The organism is Bradyrhizobium commune (genome assembly GCF_015624505.1).
In the GTDB taxonomy this organism is placed as follows: domain Bacteria; phylum Pseudomonadota; class Alphaproteobacteria; order Rhizobiales; family Xanthobacteraceae; genus Bradyrhizobium; species Bradyrhizobium commune.
On the sequence record NZ_CP061379.1, the window covers coordinates 4,916,581 to 4,929,850 of the forward strand.

General features: G+C 65.7%; 13 protein-coding genes. 10 read left to right on the forward strand and 3 right to left on the reverse strand.

Translation table 11 applies throughout. The features are described 5' to 3' along the window. Nucleotides 1-80: 80 nt before the first annotated feature. From IC761_RS23310 to IC761_RS23355, 10 genes are all read left to right on the forward strand, one after another. The gene (locus tag IC761_RS23310; protein WP_195798968.1) at nucleotides 81-1,016 is read left to right on the forward strand and encodes a ring-cleaving dioxygenase; all 936 of its coding nucleotides are present in this window, start codon (nucleotides 81-83) and stop codon (nucleotides 1,014-1,016) included. Beyond that, nucleotides 1,016-1,642, forward strand: a complete 627-nt coding sequence (locus IC761_RS23315; RefSeq protein WP_195798969.1) for an alpha/beta hydrolase — start codon at nucleotides 1,016-1,018, stop codon at nucleotides 1,640-1,642. The genes IC761_RS23310 and IC761_RS23315 overlap by 1 nt, the downstream gene beginning before the upstream one ends. Before the next feature lie 179 nt (nucleotides 1,643-1,821). Beyond that, nucleotides 1,822-2,604 carry an IclR family transcriptional regulator gene (locus IC761_RS23320; protein WP_195798970.1) on the forward strand — a complete coding sequence of 261 codons (783 nt, stop codon included), beginning with the start codon at nucleotides 1,822-1,824 and terminating at the stop codon, nucleotides 2,602-2,604. Beyond that, the gene (locus tag IC761_RS23325) at nucleotides 2,601-3,476 is read left to right on the forward strand and encodes an ABC transporter permease (RefSeq protein WP_195798971.1); all 876 of its coding nucleotides are present in this window, start codon (nucleotides 2,601-2,603) and stop codon (nucleotides 3,474-3,476) included. Before IC761_RS23320 ends, IC761_RS23325 begins: the two co-directional genes overlap by 4 nt. Nucleotides 3,477-3,484: 8 nt before the next feature. After that, entirely contained in the window at nucleotides 3,485-4,351 is an 867-nt protein-coding gene (locus IC761_RS23330) for an ABC transporter permease (protein ID WP_438265145.1), read from the forward strand. 23 nt (nucleotides 4,352-4,374) lie between these two features. Continuing rightward, the gene (locus tag IC761_RS23335) at nucleotides 4,375-5,439 is read left to right on the forward strand and encodes an extracellular solute-binding protein (RefSeq protein WP_195798973.1); all 1,065 of its coding nucleotides are present in this window, start codon (nucleotides 4,375-4,377) and stop codon (nucleotides 5,437-5,439) included. Next, a complete protein-coding gene (locus IC761_RS23340) occupies nucleotides 5,436-6,512 on the forward strand; it encodes an ABC transporter ATP-binding protein (protein ID WP_195798974.1) in 1,077 nt (358 codons plus the stop codon). Before IC761_RS23335 ends, IC761_RS23340 begins: the two co-directional genes overlap by 4 nt. Nucleotides 6,513-6,516: 4 nt before the next feature. Beyond that, entirely contained in the window at nucleotides 6,517-7,203 is a 687-nt protein-coding gene (locus IC761_RS23345; RefSeq protein WP_195798975.1) for an AroM family protein, read from the forward strand. Further along, nucleotides 7,200-8,306, forward strand: coding sequence for an S-methyl thiohydantoin desulfurase family protein (locus IC761_RS23350; RefSeq protein WP_195798976.1), 1,107 nt, complete (start codon nucleotides 7,200-7,202; stop codon nucleotides 8,304-8,306). The genes IC761_RS23345 and IC761_RS23350 overlap by 4 nt, the downstream gene beginning before the upstream one ends. 6 nt (nucleotides 8,307-8,312) lie before the next feature. Further along, nucleotides 8,313-9,866: a hydantoinase/oxoprolinase N-terminal domain-containing protein gene (locus IC761_RS23355; protein WP_195798977.1), complete on the forward strand. Its 1,554-nt coding sequence runs from the start codon at nucleotides 8,313-8,315 to the stop codon at nucleotides 9,864-9,866. 139 nt (nucleotides 9,867-10,005) lie between these two features. Here the strand turns inward: IC761_RS23355 and IC761_RS23360 are convergent, their stop codons facing one another. The 3 genes from IC761_RS23360 to IC761_RS23370 all read right to left on the reverse strand — a co-directional run bounded on the left by IC761_RS23360 (nucleotide 10,006) and on the right by IC761_RS23370 (nucleotide 13,176). Beyond that, complete coding sequence (locus IC761_RS23360; RefSeq protein WP_195798978.1) at nucleotides 10,006-11,664, reverse strand: methyl-accepting chemotaxis protein; 1,659 nt, start codon at nucleotides 11,662-11,664, stop codon at nucleotides 10,006-10,008. An 88-nt stretch (nucleotides 11,665-11,752) separates the two neighbouring features. Next, entirely contained in the window at nucleotides 11,753-12,073 is a 321-nt protein-coding gene (locus IC761_RS23365; RefSeq protein ID WP_195798979.1) for a plastocyanin/azurin family copper-binding protein, read from the reverse strand. 17 nt (nucleotides 12,074-12,090) lie between these two features. Then, the gene (locus IC761_RS23370; protein WP_195798980.1) at nucleotides 12,091-13,176 is read right to left on the reverse strand and encodes a cytochrome-c peroxidase; all 1,086 of its coding nucleotides are present in this window, start codon (nucleotides 13,174-13,176) and stop codon (nucleotides 12,091-12,093) included. Nucleotides 13,177-13,270: the final 94 nt, after the last annotated feature.

Below are 13,270 nucleotides of genomic sequence, written 5' to 3' on the forward strand. Positions count from 1 at the left end.
TGCATGGATTGTCTCCAATCCAAAGCGGAACGATATTTCGCTCCAGAGCAAGACCACTCCCCGAATTCTGGAGGACGACAATGTCTGGACTGCACCACGTCACCGCGATTGCCGGCGATCCCATCCGCAATTTCGGCTTCTACACCCGTGATCTCGGCCTGCGCTTCGTCAAGAAGACGGTCAATTTCGATGATCCCGGCACCTACCACTTCTATTATGGCGACGAGACCGGACGGCCCGGCACCATCCTGACCTTCTTCCCCTGGGCTGGTGTGCCGGCGGGCCACCGCGGCGTCGGCGAGACCCATCAGACCGCCTTCCGCGTGCCGCAGCGCTCGCTCGGCTACTGGACCCAGCGCTTCATCGAGAAGGGCATCGCCTACGAGGCGCTGGAGAAGCGCTTTGGCGAATCCGTGCTGCCGTTCACCGATCCTGACGGCATGGCGCTGGCGCTGGTCGGCGTCCCCGGCGCCGAGAACGAGCCGGGCTGGAGCAATGGCGACGTGCCGGCCGAGCACGCGATCCGCGGCTTCCACGGCGTGACCCTGCTGCTCGACAGCGCGGCGAAGACGGCCGCCGTTCTCACCGACGTGTTCGGCTTCACGGAGACGGGCCGCGAAGGCTCGGTGATCCGCTTCAAGGCGCCGGGCGATGTCGAGGGCAGCGTCGTCGACATCTATGAAGCCAAGGGTTTTCTGCGCGGACATCAGGGCGGCGGCTCGGTGCACCACATCGCCTTCCGTGCGGCTGACGACGCCGAGCAGGGCGTGATGGCCCAGAAGCTCGTCTCCAATCACGGCCTGCATCCGACCGAGCAGAAGGATCGCAACTATTTCCGCTCGATCTATTTCCGCGAACCCGGCGGCGTGCTGTTCGAGATCGCGACCGACATCCCCGGCTTCGCCGTCGACGAACCGGTGGCAACGCTCGGACGCGATTTGAAGCTGCCGGGCTTCCTCGAAAAGCATCGCAAGGAAATTGAAGGCGTGCTGCCGAACCTGGAAGAGACTGTGTGATGACCGAGAGTACATTCATCCATCGCTTCGAGCCCGCGAGCGGCGCGGGCTCTCCCCCGCTGCTGCTCCTGCACGGCACCGGCGGCGACGAGAACGATCTGCTCGGGCTCGGCCAGATGATCTCGCCCGGCTCGGCCCTGCTCTCGCCGCGCGGCCGCGTGCTCGAGCACGGCATGCCGCGCTTCTTCCGCCGTCTCGCCGAAGGCGTGTTCGACGAAGAGGACGTGCGCCGCCGCGCGCTCGAGCTTGGCGAATTCATAACGGATGCGCGCAAGCAATATGGCATCGCGGCGCCGATCGCGGTTGGCTTCTCCAACGGTGCCAACATCGCAGCCGCGTTGTTGCTGCTGAAGCCGGACGCGCTCGCAGGCGCGATCCTGCTGCGTGCCATGGTGCCTCTGTCGGATCCGCCGAAGGCGGAGCTCGGCGGCAAGCCGATCCTGCTGCTGTCCGGCCAGGCTGATCCGATCGTGCCCGCCAGCAACTCGGCGCATCTCGCCGCGCTTCTGACGCAGGCCGGCGCGCGCGTGAGCCACAAGGTGCTGCCGGCCGGCCATCAACTGTCACAGGCCGACGTGACGCTCGCCCGCAACTGGATCGGCAACGTCGCCGCCGAAGCGGCCTGATAAAACGAAGCGGCGCACCGCCTCGCTGGTGCGCCGCTTTCAATCCCACCAAGCGACCTTCCGCCGCATCTGCGCAATCGGGCACCACCCTGCCGGAAATTTCCGCTTGCCCGTTTCCACGCCAGGCCTAAAATTTGGGACATGGTTCCGAATTTTGGAACTGACTTGGACCATCCCTCATGAGCGCCCTGACCAACGCGATCGAGATTCTGCGCTGCTTTTCCAGCGCGTGGCCCGATCTGTCGTTCGCGGACGTGATGGCGCTGACCGGCAAGCCGAAGAGCTCGACCTCGCGGCTGCTGCGCTCCTTGCGCGATTGCGGCCTGCTCGAGCAGGACCCGCACACCCGCCGCTACCGGCCGGGTCTGCTCACCTTCGAGCTCGGCCGGTTGCACCGCGCCCATGACGATCTCATCAGCATGGCCGAGCGCGAGCTGCGCGAGGTCTGCGCCCGCACCGGCCACACCGGCTACATCGCCGTGCTCGACGGCTTTGAGCAGGTCGTGCTCCGGATCGTGCCGGGCTCCAATCCCCTGCGCGTCGTCAATCCGCCGGGCCAGCGCACCCCTGCGCTTGCGACCTCGAACGGCCGCGCCATGCTGGCCCGCCTCTCCGACGAAGACATCCGCGCGCGGGTGCCCGCGACCTATCCAAAGCTGCCGCGCAACTCGCCGCAGAGCTTCAGGCAGCTGATGACGCGGCTCAGCGAGATCCGCAGCACCGGTGTCTCGGAAGCGGCCGACGAATCGATCGAAGGCGTCGGCTCGCAAGGCTTTGCGCTCAAGAGCGGCGAGACCGGCGAGATGATCGGGATCGCGGTGTCCTATTCGGTGCAGGCGACCACCGCCGCCGAACGCGCCAATGTCCGCCGTGAGCTCGCGGCGATGGCGGCAAAGCTGCGGCGCCTGACCGGCGATCCGCTCGATCAGGATGCGGCGCGCATCCAGACGGGGACGCGATGAGCAGCGCCGCCGCCCAGCGCCCCAACGGCCTTGCGCTCTTCATCCTGCCGAGCGCGCTCCTGTTCGCGCTGTTCTTCTTCCTGCCGATCGGGCTGATGGCGCTGATGAGCGTGCTCACCGGCAATCCCGTGGTGATGCCGAAGGTCGCCTTCACGACACGCCACTATGCCCGCATGGTCGGCGATCCCTTCTACCTCGAGGTGATCTGGACCACGATCCGGATCGGCCTCGTGACCACGCTGGTCGCGCTTCTGATCGGCTATCCGCTGGCGCATTGGATGGCGCGGATCAAGAGCCGCGCCGGACACGCGCTGCTGCTGATGGCGGTGCTGGCGCCGATGCTGACCGGGATCGTGGTGCGCACCTTCGCCTGGATGACGCTGCTCTCGGACAAGGGCGTGATCAACCAGACCCTGATGTCGCTCGGCCTGATCAGCCAGCCGCTGAAGCTGATGTATACCGAGACCGGCATCGTGGTCGGCCTCGTCCACATCTATGTCCCCTTCATGGTGCTGACGCTCACCGGCGTGATCGGCCGCATCGACGATCGGCTGGAGCAGGCCGCGGAAAATCTCGGCGCCAGCCCCTTGCGCGCGTTCGTCGAGGTGACGTTGCCGCTCAGCCTGCCCGGCATCCTCGCCGGCTCGCTCTTGGTGTTCGCGCTGGCGATCAGCGCCTATGTCACGCCGATCCTGCTCGGCGGTTTCCAGATCATGACGCTGCCGATCCTGATCTATCAGCAGATCTCCGCGAACTTCAACGTCGGTTTCGCCGCTGCGCTGGGCATCGTTCTACTGCTGATCTCGCTCCTGCTCGTCATCGCCTATAACCGCGCGCTCGGCCTCGTCTCCGGCCAGCGCGAGCTTCAGTGAGGCCGATGATGCAAACCACGGCCTCACACAGCCCACCGCTCGCACGGGCCCAGCAGGTCGCGCCCGCGCGTATCGCCGCTGCACCCCGGCACTTTGGCCGCTACCTCTATCTCGCCATCAACATCGCGATCCTGATCTTCCTGCTGGCGCCGATCGCGATCGTCGTCGTGTTCGCGCTCAACCCGACGCCGTTCATCCAGTTTCCGCCGGTCGGCGTGTCCTTGCGCTGGTTCGAGAAATTCTTCGCCTCGCGTGATTTCATGCAGGCGCTCGGCTTCAGCCTCGAAGTGGCGTTGCTCACCACGGTGTCGGCGACGGTGCTCGGCGCATCAGCAGCGCTGGCGCTTGCCCGCGGCAATCTGCCGGGCACGCGGCTGATCGTGGCGACCATGCTCTCGCCGCTGATGCTGCCGGCGATCCTCACCGGATTGGCGTTATTCCAAACCTACGTCCTGCTCGATGTCGGACGTCCGACCTGGGGCCTCGTCGCCGGCCACACGCTGGTGACGCTGCCTTACGTGGTGCGCACGACGCTCGCGGTGCTGCATAATTTCGACACGCGCCTGGAGGAAGCCGCGCAAAATCTCGGCGCAAGCCCGTTGCGTACCTTCTTCGAGGTGACGCTGCCGCTGATCAAGCCGGGAGTCATGGCCGGCGCGATCTTCGCCTTCATCGTCTCTTTCGACCAGTTTCCGGTGTCGCTGTTCCTGGTCTCACCGGGCAACGAGACGCTGCCGGTTACGCTGTTCAACTATCTCAAGTTCGATCTGGACGGCACCATCGGCGCCGCTTCGGTGGTCTCGATCGTGCTGTCCTTCATCGTCGTCATCGGGCTCGACCGCACCGTCGGGCTCCGCTCCTACGTCAGATTGTAACGCACACCCGAAGGAATCGACACATGCTGAAAGCTCTGGGATCGTCACGGCTCAGCCGCCGCCGCTTTCTGACCGCGAGCGCCTCGCTCGGCATTGGCACGATTGCCGCGCCTCACGTCGCGCGCGCCGACGATCCGACGCTGCGCATCACCGGCTGGGGTGGCAAGTGGGGCGAGGTCATGAAGGCCGAGATCGGCCCCGCCTTCGAGACCGAATTCAAGTGCAAGCTTCAGATCGACTCTGCCTTCCCCTATCTGCCAAAGCTCCAGGCAAGCTCGCGCTCGGCGCCGATCTACGACGTGCTGCACACCAATTCCAACGAGCAGTGGGCGGCCGCCGAAATGGGCCTGGTCGAGCCGAAGATCGACCCCAAGCTCGTGCCGAACCTCGCCGACGTCTATCCCTACGCCGTCAGCGACAAGATCGTCGGCGTCTCGATCTTCACCAGCGCGATCGGGCTGGGCCTGCGCACCGACAAGGGCTACGGCAACGTCACCTCCTGGAAGGAGCTGTGGGACGCCAAGTACAACGGCGTCCGCGGCGGCTACGTCATTCCCGTCAACAGCCTCGGCCAGGCCTTCCTGATGATGTGCGGCACGCTGTTTGGCAAGGGCCAGACCGATCTCGACGCCGCCTACACGGCGCTGGAGAAGCTCAAGCCGATCAAGATCGTCGATTTCACCGGCGCGATGGAGAAGATGCTGCTGTCGGGCGAAGTCGGCCTCTGCGTCATCCACGATTCCGGCATCTACCGCTATGATGGGCAGAACCAGCCGACCGATTTCGTCTCACCGAGCGAGGGCGTGCTGTCGCTGGAGCAGGTTCTGACCATCACGCCCGGCAGCAAGATGAAGGAGCTCGCCAACGCCTATGTCAACTACATGCTCCGCCCCGAGGTGCAGAAGCGTCTCGCCGAGACCGTGTGGTACTCGCCGGCCAACAAGAAGGTCAAGCTCGACGCCAAGTATGACGCCAAGCTGCTCACCACGCCGGAGAAGGTCTCGAAGCTGATCCAGGTCGACTGGAAGTGGTACAACGAGCGCAAGGACGAGATCGACCAGCGCGTCAACCGGATCTTCCGCGCATGAGCGCATCGATCGAAATCGCCGGCGTCAGCAAGGTCTATGACGGCGGCGTGCGTGCGGTGGACGCGGTCGCGATGGACATCAGGCAGGGCGAGTTCTTCTCCCTGCTCGGCCCGTCCGGCTGCGGCAAGACCACGACGCTGCGCATGATCGCGGGCTTCGAGACCCCGAGCGCGGGCGAAATCCGCGTCGACGGCGCCGACATCACCCATGTGCCCGCACACAAGCGCGACATGGGCATGGTGTTCCAGAACTACGCGCTGTTCCCGCACCGCACCGTCGCCGAGAACGTCGCCTTTGGCCTGCGCATGCGCGGTCTGGACAAGGCCACCATCGCAGCCAAGGTGAAGGCTGCGCTCGCCATGGTCGAGCTGTCCGGCCTGGAGGATCGGCGCCCCGCCCAGCTCTCCGGCGGCCAGCAGCAGCGCGTTGCGCTGGCGCGCGCCATCGTGATCGCCCCGCGCGTTTTGCTGTGTGACGAGCCGCTCGGCGCTCTGGACAAGAAGCTGCGTCAGCAGATGCAGTTCGAGCTCAAGCAACTCCAGAAGAAGCTCGGTCTGACGCTCGTCTTCGTCACCCACGACCAGGAGGAGGCACTCGCCATGTCCGACCGCATCGCCGTGATGAACGGCGGCCGTGTCGAGCAGGTCGGCACGCCGACCGAGATCTACAACCAGCCCATGACCCGTTTCGTCGCTGACTTCATCGGCGACACCAACATCTTTCGTGGCGAGCGCGTTGCCGCAAGCCTGAGCCTCGACGTGGGCAAGGGCCTGATCCTGGTGTTGCCGCCCACCGAGGCGCAAGGCACCGGCGTTCTCTCGGTGGCGCTGCGCCCCGAGAAGATCCGCCTCTCGCCACGCGGCGATGTCTCCGGCGCCGCAAGCTCTTCCGCACACGGTGTTGTCGAGAACACCAATTTTCTTGGCGGCGCGGTGCTCTACCGCATCACGCTGGAGGGCGGCCATCGAATCCTCGTGCAGCAGCCCAACGCAGGCACGAGCCGCCTGTTCGTTCCCGGCAACGGTGTCACGCTCGACTGGACGCCGGCCGATCTCGTCGTCTTGAAGGACTAGACCCATGAACATGCCATTGAAGCATCAGCGCATCGGGGTGGTCGTGATCGGCCAGAGCCCGCGCCCCACCGTCGCCGCCGAAATCGCTGCGGTGCTGTCGCCGGGAATCCAGATCGAGCTGCGCGGCGCGCTCGACGGCATGAGCCGCGCCGAGATCGACGCCATTCCGCCGATGGATGGCTACGACACGCTGTTCACGCTGCTTCCGAGCGGCGACGGCGTCACCATCAGCAAGAAGGAGGTCGAGCGGCGCGCGAGCCAGCAGATCACCCGCTTCAAGCACGAGGGCGTCGGCGTGACGCTGATGGCCTGCACCGGGAAATTCCCCAATCTCGCGGCCGATGGCCTCGTCATTCTGCCTTCGGCCGTGCTGCACAATCTGGTCGAGGCCGTGCTGCCGAAGGGCCGGCTCGGCGTGTTCTCGCCGCTGCCCGAACAGACCGCGCTGATCGACAAGAAATGGCAGCGCGACGGCGTCGAGGTGGTCGGTATCACGCTCCGCCCCGGCTCCAGCGATGCCGCCGTCGACGAAGCCGCACGCACCATGGCCGACCTCGAGCCCGATCTCGTGGTGATGGACTGCATCAGCTACTCGAGTGCCAACAAGGCGCGCGTGCGCACCGCCTATCCCGGGCCCGTGATCCTCGGCATTGCCGCCGCGGCCCGCATTGTCGAGGAGCTGGTGTCGTGAGAAGTGCGGAATTGAAGACGATCAGCCTCGAGGAGATCGAGGCGCTCGCGGTCGGCGCCTGGATCCTCGGCACCGGCGGCGGCGGCAGCCCCTATCTCGGCCTGCTCAATCTGCGCCGGCTCTATGCCGAGGGCCACCGCGTGCAATTGATGTCGCCGCTCGACCTCAACGACGACGACTGGGTCGCCGTGGTCTCCAACATGGGCGCGCCGCTGGTCGGGCAGGAGCGCCTCGCCGACAGCCGCAACATCGCCCGCGCCGTACGCATGCAGGAGGAGATCAACAACATCAAGTTCCGCGCGGTGATGTCGGTCGAGATCGGCGGCGGCAATGGCGTGCAGGCGCTGATGGCGGCCGCCCATCTCGGCGTCCCCGTGGTCGACGCCGACTGCATGGGCCGCGCCTTCCCCGAGGCGCAGATGACCTCGGTCGCAATCGGCGACCTGCGCCCCTACCCCTGCACGCTTTACGATCCGCGCGGCATCGAAGCCGTGGTGACGAAGGTGCCGAGCTGGAAATGGATGGAGCGCGCCAGCCGCAAGATCTGCGTCGAGATGGGCTCGATCGCTTCCACCAGCAAGGCGCCGCGCACCGGGCGCGAAGTGAAGGACTGGGGCATCCACTTCACCACCACCAAGGCGATCCGCATCGGCCGCGCCGTGCAGGAAGCCAACCGCCGTCACGAAGACCCGATCGCGGCGCTGCTTTCGACCGAAGGCGGCAAAAAACTGTTCACCGGCAAGGTCGTCGACGTCGCCCGGCGCACCACAGAAGGATTCTTGCGCGGCTCGGCCACGATCGAGGGCAGCGATGCCGATCGCGGCAGCCGGCTCAAGCTGTCGTTCCAGAATGAATGGGTCGTGGCTTGGCGTGGCGAGGAGGCGATTGCGACGTCGCCCGATTTGATCTGCGTGCTCGACAGTGTCAACGGCCACGGTGTCGGCACTGAGACCGTGCGTTACGGCCAGCGCGTCACCGTGGTGGCGCTGCCCGCGCCACCCGTGCTCACATCCCCCCGCGGTCTGGAATTCGTCGGCCCGCGCGCCTTCGGCTACGACCTCGACTACCGTTCCCTCTTCTCGCCCGCTGCGGCCGGAGCTTAAGATCCCATGAAGCGCATTGGCATCGATGTCGGCGGCACCAACACGGACGCCGTGCTGATCGTCGACGAGAAGGTCGTTCATTCCGTCAAGCGTCCGACCACGGCCGACGTGACGTCGGGCATCCTCGACGCGTTGAAGGCGTTGCGCGCCGAGCCCACAGCGGCGGTGAAGGTCGATGCGGTCGTGATCGGCACCACGCACTTCATTAACGCGGTGGTGCAACGCCGCCACGTCCAGAAGATCGCCGCAATCCGCATCGGCATGCCCGCCAGCGCCTCACTGCCGCCGTTTTGCGACTGGCCCGCGGACCTCGCCTCGCTGGTCAATGGCGAGAGCTTCATGCTCGAAGGCGGCCATGATTACGACGGCCGCCCGTTCATGCCGCTCGACACCGCCGGCCTCAAGGAGGCCGCGCGAAAGATCAAGGACGCTGGCTTGCGCTCGGTCGCGGTGTGCTCGAGCTTCTCCCCGCTCGATCCGTCCTGCGAAACCACCGCGCGCGAGATCCTCGCCGACATCTGCCCGGATGTCGCGGTGACGCTGTCGCACGATCTCGGCCGCATCGGCCTGCTCGAGCGCGAGAACGCCGCGCTGCTCAACGCTTCCCTGCATGATCTCGCCATCACGACCGTCGCGGCGTTCCGCAAGGCGATCGCCGACAGCGGCATCGATGCGCCGCTGTTCCTGACTCAGAACGACGGCACGGTGATGCAGGCCGAGATCGCCACCGCCTTCCCGGTGATGAGCTTTGCCTCCGGCGCCACCAACTCCATGCGGGGCGCCGCGCATCTGTCCGGCCTCGACGACGCCATGGTCGTGGATGTCGGCGGCACGACGAGCGACATCGGCCAGCTCCGCCACGGCTTTCCGCGCGAAGCCAATGCCGTGGTCGAGGTCGGCGGCGTGCGCACGCTGTTCCGGATGCCCGATCTGCTCTCGATCGGGCTCGGCGGCGGCAGCCATGTCGATGAGGATCCGGTTCGCGTCGGTCCGCTCAGCGTCGGCTACCGACTGACATCGGATGCGCTGGTGTTCGGCGGCTCGCGCCTGACAGCCACCGACATCGCAGTGGCCGCAGGTCTGATCGATATCGGCGACCGCTCACGCGTCGCCAATCTGCCCAAGCGCCTGATCGAGGCCGCGCTGCGCGATGCCTGGCGCAAGCTCGAGGAAGACATCGACCGCATGAAGACCGAAGCCGGCGACGTGCCGCTGCTCGCGGTCGGCGGCGGCGCCTTCCTGGTACCGGACCGCCTGCCCGGCATTTCCGAGATCGTGCGCGTGCCGCATGGCGACTGCGCCAATGCGGTGGGTGCTGCGATCGCGCAAGTCTCCGGCGAGGCCGATCAGGTGTTCCGCGATCTCAGCCGCGAGGATGCGATCGCCGCCGCGCGCGATATCGCCGCCGACCGTGCCGTTCAGGCCGGTGCTGCACGCGACAGCCTCAAGACCGTCGACGTCGAGGACATGCCGATCGCCTACCTACCCGGCAACGCGCTGCGCGTGCGGGTGCGCGTCGCGGGTGCGATTGCCGATCCGGATTTGCCTGCGGCGGCGTAGTCAAACATCAAAAACTGAAAAACAACCCCATGCACAGTACCCGGGACAGCGAAATCAACGACTTGCGCGCGCAGGCCACAGGACGGTTTGACTCGTCGGGCAAAACAGGGGCATAATACTATTATTCCGAAATCGTCTGCTACGCCGCGACGTTGGACAGGAAGCGGTCCACCGACGAACGCAGCTGCGTGGCCTGGCCGGACAAATCGTGCGCGGTGGCGAGAACCATGTCGGCGGTGCGGTTGGCGGTGTCGGTCGCCTCTGCCGTTCCGGCAATGCTGCGCGCGACCTGCGCCGTGCCGGCGGCCGCCTGCCCGATATTCCTGGATATCTCGCCGGCCGCGGCGTTCTGCTGCGCGACCGCAGCCGCGATCCGCCCCGTAAACCCGTCGATGTCGCCGATGATCAGCGCGATCGCGCCGACGTTCTCGACCGCCAGCCGGGTCGCCGACTGCACCTCGGTGATCTGCGACGAAATCTCCTCGGTCGCCTTGGCCGTCTGCGTCGCCAGCGCCTTCACCTCCGAGGCGACGACCGCAAAGCCCCGGCCCGCCTCGCCGGCGCGCGCAGCCTCGATCGTGGCGTTCAGCGCCAGCAGGTTGGTCTGGCCGGCGATGGTCCGGATGAAGCCGACCACCTCGTCGATCTGCTGCGCGGCGCTCGCCAGCCTGCCGATGGTCTGGTTGGCGGATTCCGCCATGCCGGAGGCGCGCTGCACGATCGTGGTGGCGTCTGCAAGCTGGGCCGTGATCGCCTGCACGGATTGCCCGAGCTGGGTCGCGGCGGTCGCCACCGTCTGGACATTGGCCGAGGTTTCCTTCGCGGTCGAGGCCGCCTCGTTCGATTGTGCGCCGGCAGACCGTGAGGTCGAGGCCAGGCTCTGTGCGGTGTCGGTCAACTCGCCGGTCATGCGCGCGGTGTGGCTCAAGACCGCGCTGAAGGCGGAGCGGAAGGCATCGATCTCGGCTTCTAGACGCTGGCGGCGACTGGTCTGCTCCGCGCTGCTCTGATCCTTGGCGATGCTCACGGCAAGATCGCCGTCGGCGCGGGTCTTGAGGCTCGCCTGCATGACCGCAAGCGAGGTGAGAAGACGGCCGAGCTCGTCGCGGCGACGGACCACGATATCGTCTGCGAAGTTGCCCGCCGCCACGCGTTCGGCGACCCGCACCGCGGCGGAGATCGGCCGGCTCATCGAATACGTGAATGCAAGCGCGATGATCAACCCGATTGCGACGGTTCCGACGGCGATCGACAGCATCGTCGTCCGCGCGGATTCCACGGCTCCTTCCGCCGCCGTGCGATACTCATATCCGTATGCCGCCACGAGCTCGACGAGATCGTCGATCGACGCCATCAGCCGGTCGCCCTGCTGCGCGAGGACGAAGCTCGTCGGGATCTCCGTCGTGCCGCCCGGCACCGGCTTCAGGACCTTGAGCACGGCCCCCGACCAATCCCTGAGCTGAGCTTCGACCTTTTCGCGCGTCGCCGTGACGCTGGGCGACGGGACACGCTCACGCACCACGTTCAGGTCTTCGGTGGTGCCGCGCACCAGCTTTTCGAATTGCGCGACCAGTTCGCTGGAGCTTCCCGCGACCAGTCCACGCTGGAGCACAAGACGCGCATCGTGCAATCCGGCATGGGCGGAGCGCGCGTGGTTGATCCCCATCAGGGGGCCGTCATAGAGACGCACGACCAGGTCGCCGGAGTTGCCGATGGCGCGGATACCGTAGAAGGCGATGCCGCAGGCGAGCAGGACGACGACGCTGAAGGCGGCGAAAATCTTGTAGCGTATCGACATCGTCAATCTCCGGTGCCTCGGATAGAGCGTTTTCAAGCGAAGTGGATACCGGTTCGCGTAAAGAAACGCTTCAAACCAAGAGTCTGCTCTAGTCGGTCACCTTGACCATCATCTTCATGCGCGGGTGAATGGCGCAGATCACCTGCACATCGCCTGCTTCCTTGAAGGTGACATCCGTCGATGTACCAGGCGCCTGCGAACCCAGGTTGAACTCGTTGCCCTTGCTGGCCGACATGATATTGTGCGGCACGGTGTCGTCATTCAGGAAGGTGACGGCTTCGCCCTTCTTGACCGAGATGCTCTCGACGGAGAAGGCACGTCCCTGCTGGTGGATCATTTCGGTCGCGGCAAAGGCGCCGACCGAGAAACCGGCGACGATCACGCAAGTGAACAAAGCGATTGTGCGCATGAGAATATCCTTGAGGTTCAGCGTGGAAGGACCGGCACGGCCGTGGGCTCGAGCTCGCTGGTCAACGTCTTGAGGAACGCAACGAGGTCGGCCTTGTCCTGAGCGGTCAGGCTGAGCGGGCGCATGAGGTCGGACCGGCTGGGACGGTCGACGCCGCCATGGTCATAGTGATCGACGACCGCTTCGAGCGTCGCGAGCGAGCCGTCATGCATGAAAGGACTGCGACGGCTGATCTCGCGCAGGCCGGGCGTCTTGAACGCGTGCTGCATCTTAATGACGCCGGGAAGGTATTCGCCACGGCCGATGTCGGTGCTCGGCAAGCCGATATCCTGAAAGCCCTCGTTGGTGAAGTTCCAGCCCTCGTGGCAGGCGGCGCATTGCGCCTTGCCGTTGAACAATGCGAAGCCACGCTTGGCGTCTTCGGAGATGGCCTTTTCGCTGCCTTCGATCCAGGCGTCAAACGGCGCGCGCTCCGAGACGACCGTGCGCTCATAGGTGGCGATCGCCTGCGCAAGGGTCTTGGCCTTCATGCCCTGACCGGGAAAGGTCGTCTCGAACATCGGCTTGTATTCGGGAATGCTCGCCAGCCGCGCCATCAGATCGTCGAGCTTCATGTTCATCTCGCCGGGCGACTGGATCGGACCGAGCGCCTGATCTTCCAGCGTCGGAAGCCGCCCATCCCACATGAAGATCGCGCTCCAGGCGGCGTTGACGATGGTCGGCGAATGGCGCCCGAGCCTGGCCATGCCGTGACCGACGCCGACCGCGAGCCCGTCACCCCAGCCGAAGCCCGGACTATGGCAGCTCGCGCATGACTGCGCGGAGGTCACCGAGAGGCGCGTGTCGAAATAGAGCTTCTTGCCGAGAGCGGCCTTCTCGGGGGTGTAGGGATTGTCCTTCGGGAAAGGGATCGAGGCGGGCCTGCGGTACAGCGCCTTCAGTGCGTCGATACCGCTCGGCGCCTTCTGCGTGATCTCGACCTTGCGGCTCTCGCCAACCACGGCGGCGCCAAAGCCGATCGTGCTGAAGCCGAGCATGCCGAGCGCTGCCGATGCGATCGTTCCGGCAAGGATGCGCGAGCGATAGGAGCCGGGCGCCGGCATTGCAAAGTCCCCCAAGAGGGTGCCATTTGCGACACCGAAAAATAGCAACGAAACGAATCTGCCCAGAAACATGATGAACATAGCGGCAAATTAT

What these genes read in the sequence shown, in the direction of transcription:
- IC761_RS23345 (WP_195798975.1), top strand. Translation starts at nt 6,517, where the DNA reads ATGAACATGCCATTGAAGCATCAGCGCATCGGGGTGGTCGTGATCGGC.
- IC761_RS23320 (WP_195798970.1), top strand. Translation starts at nt 1,822, where the DNA reads ATGAGCGCCCTGACCAACGCGATCGAGATTCTGCGCTGCTTTTCCAGC.
- IC761_RS23315 (WP_195798969.1), top strand. Translation starts at nt 1,016, where the DNA reads ATGACCGAGAGTACATTCATCCATCGCTTCGAGCCCGCGAGCGGCGCG.
- IC761_RS23330 (WP_438265145.1), top strand. Translation starts at nt 3,485, where the DNA reads ATGCAAACCACGGCCTCACACAGCCCACCGCTCGCACGGGCCCAGCAG.
- IC761_RS23370 (WP_195798980.1), bottom strand. Translation starts at nt 13,176, where the DNA reads ATGCCGGCGCCCGGCTCCTATCGCTCGCGCATCCTTGCCGGAACGATC.
- IC761_RS23340 (WP_195798974.1), top strand. Translation starts at nt 5,436, where the DNA reads ATGAGCGCATCGATCGAAATCGCCGGCGTCAGCAAGGTCTATGACGGC.
- IC761_RS23355 (WP_195798977.1), top strand. Translation starts at nt 8,313, where the DNA reads ATGAAGCGCATTGGCATCGATGTCGGCGGCACCAACACGGACGCCGTG.
- IC761_RS23310 (WP_195798968.1), top strand. Translation starts at nt 81, where the DNA reads ATGTCTGGACTGCACCACGTCACCGCGATTGCCGGCGATCCCATCCGC.
- IC761_RS23360 (WP_195798978.1), bottom strand. Translation starts at nt 11,664, where the DNA reads ATGTCGATACGCTACAAGATTTTCGCCGCCTTCAGCGTCGTCGTCCTG.
- IC761_RS23325 (WP_195798971.1), top strand. Translation starts at nt 2,601, where the DNA reads ATGAGCAGCGCCGCCGCCCAGCGCCCCAACGGCCTTGCGCTCTTCATC.
- IC761_RS23335 (WP_195798973.1), top strand. Translation starts at nt 4,375, where the DNA reads ATGCTGAAAGCTCTGGGATCGTCACGGCTCAGCCGCCGCCGCTTTCTG.
- IC761_RS23365 (WP_195798979.1), bottom strand. Translation starts at nt 12,073, where the DNA reads ATGCGCACAATCGCTTTGTTCACTTGCGTGATCGTCGCCGGTTTCTCG.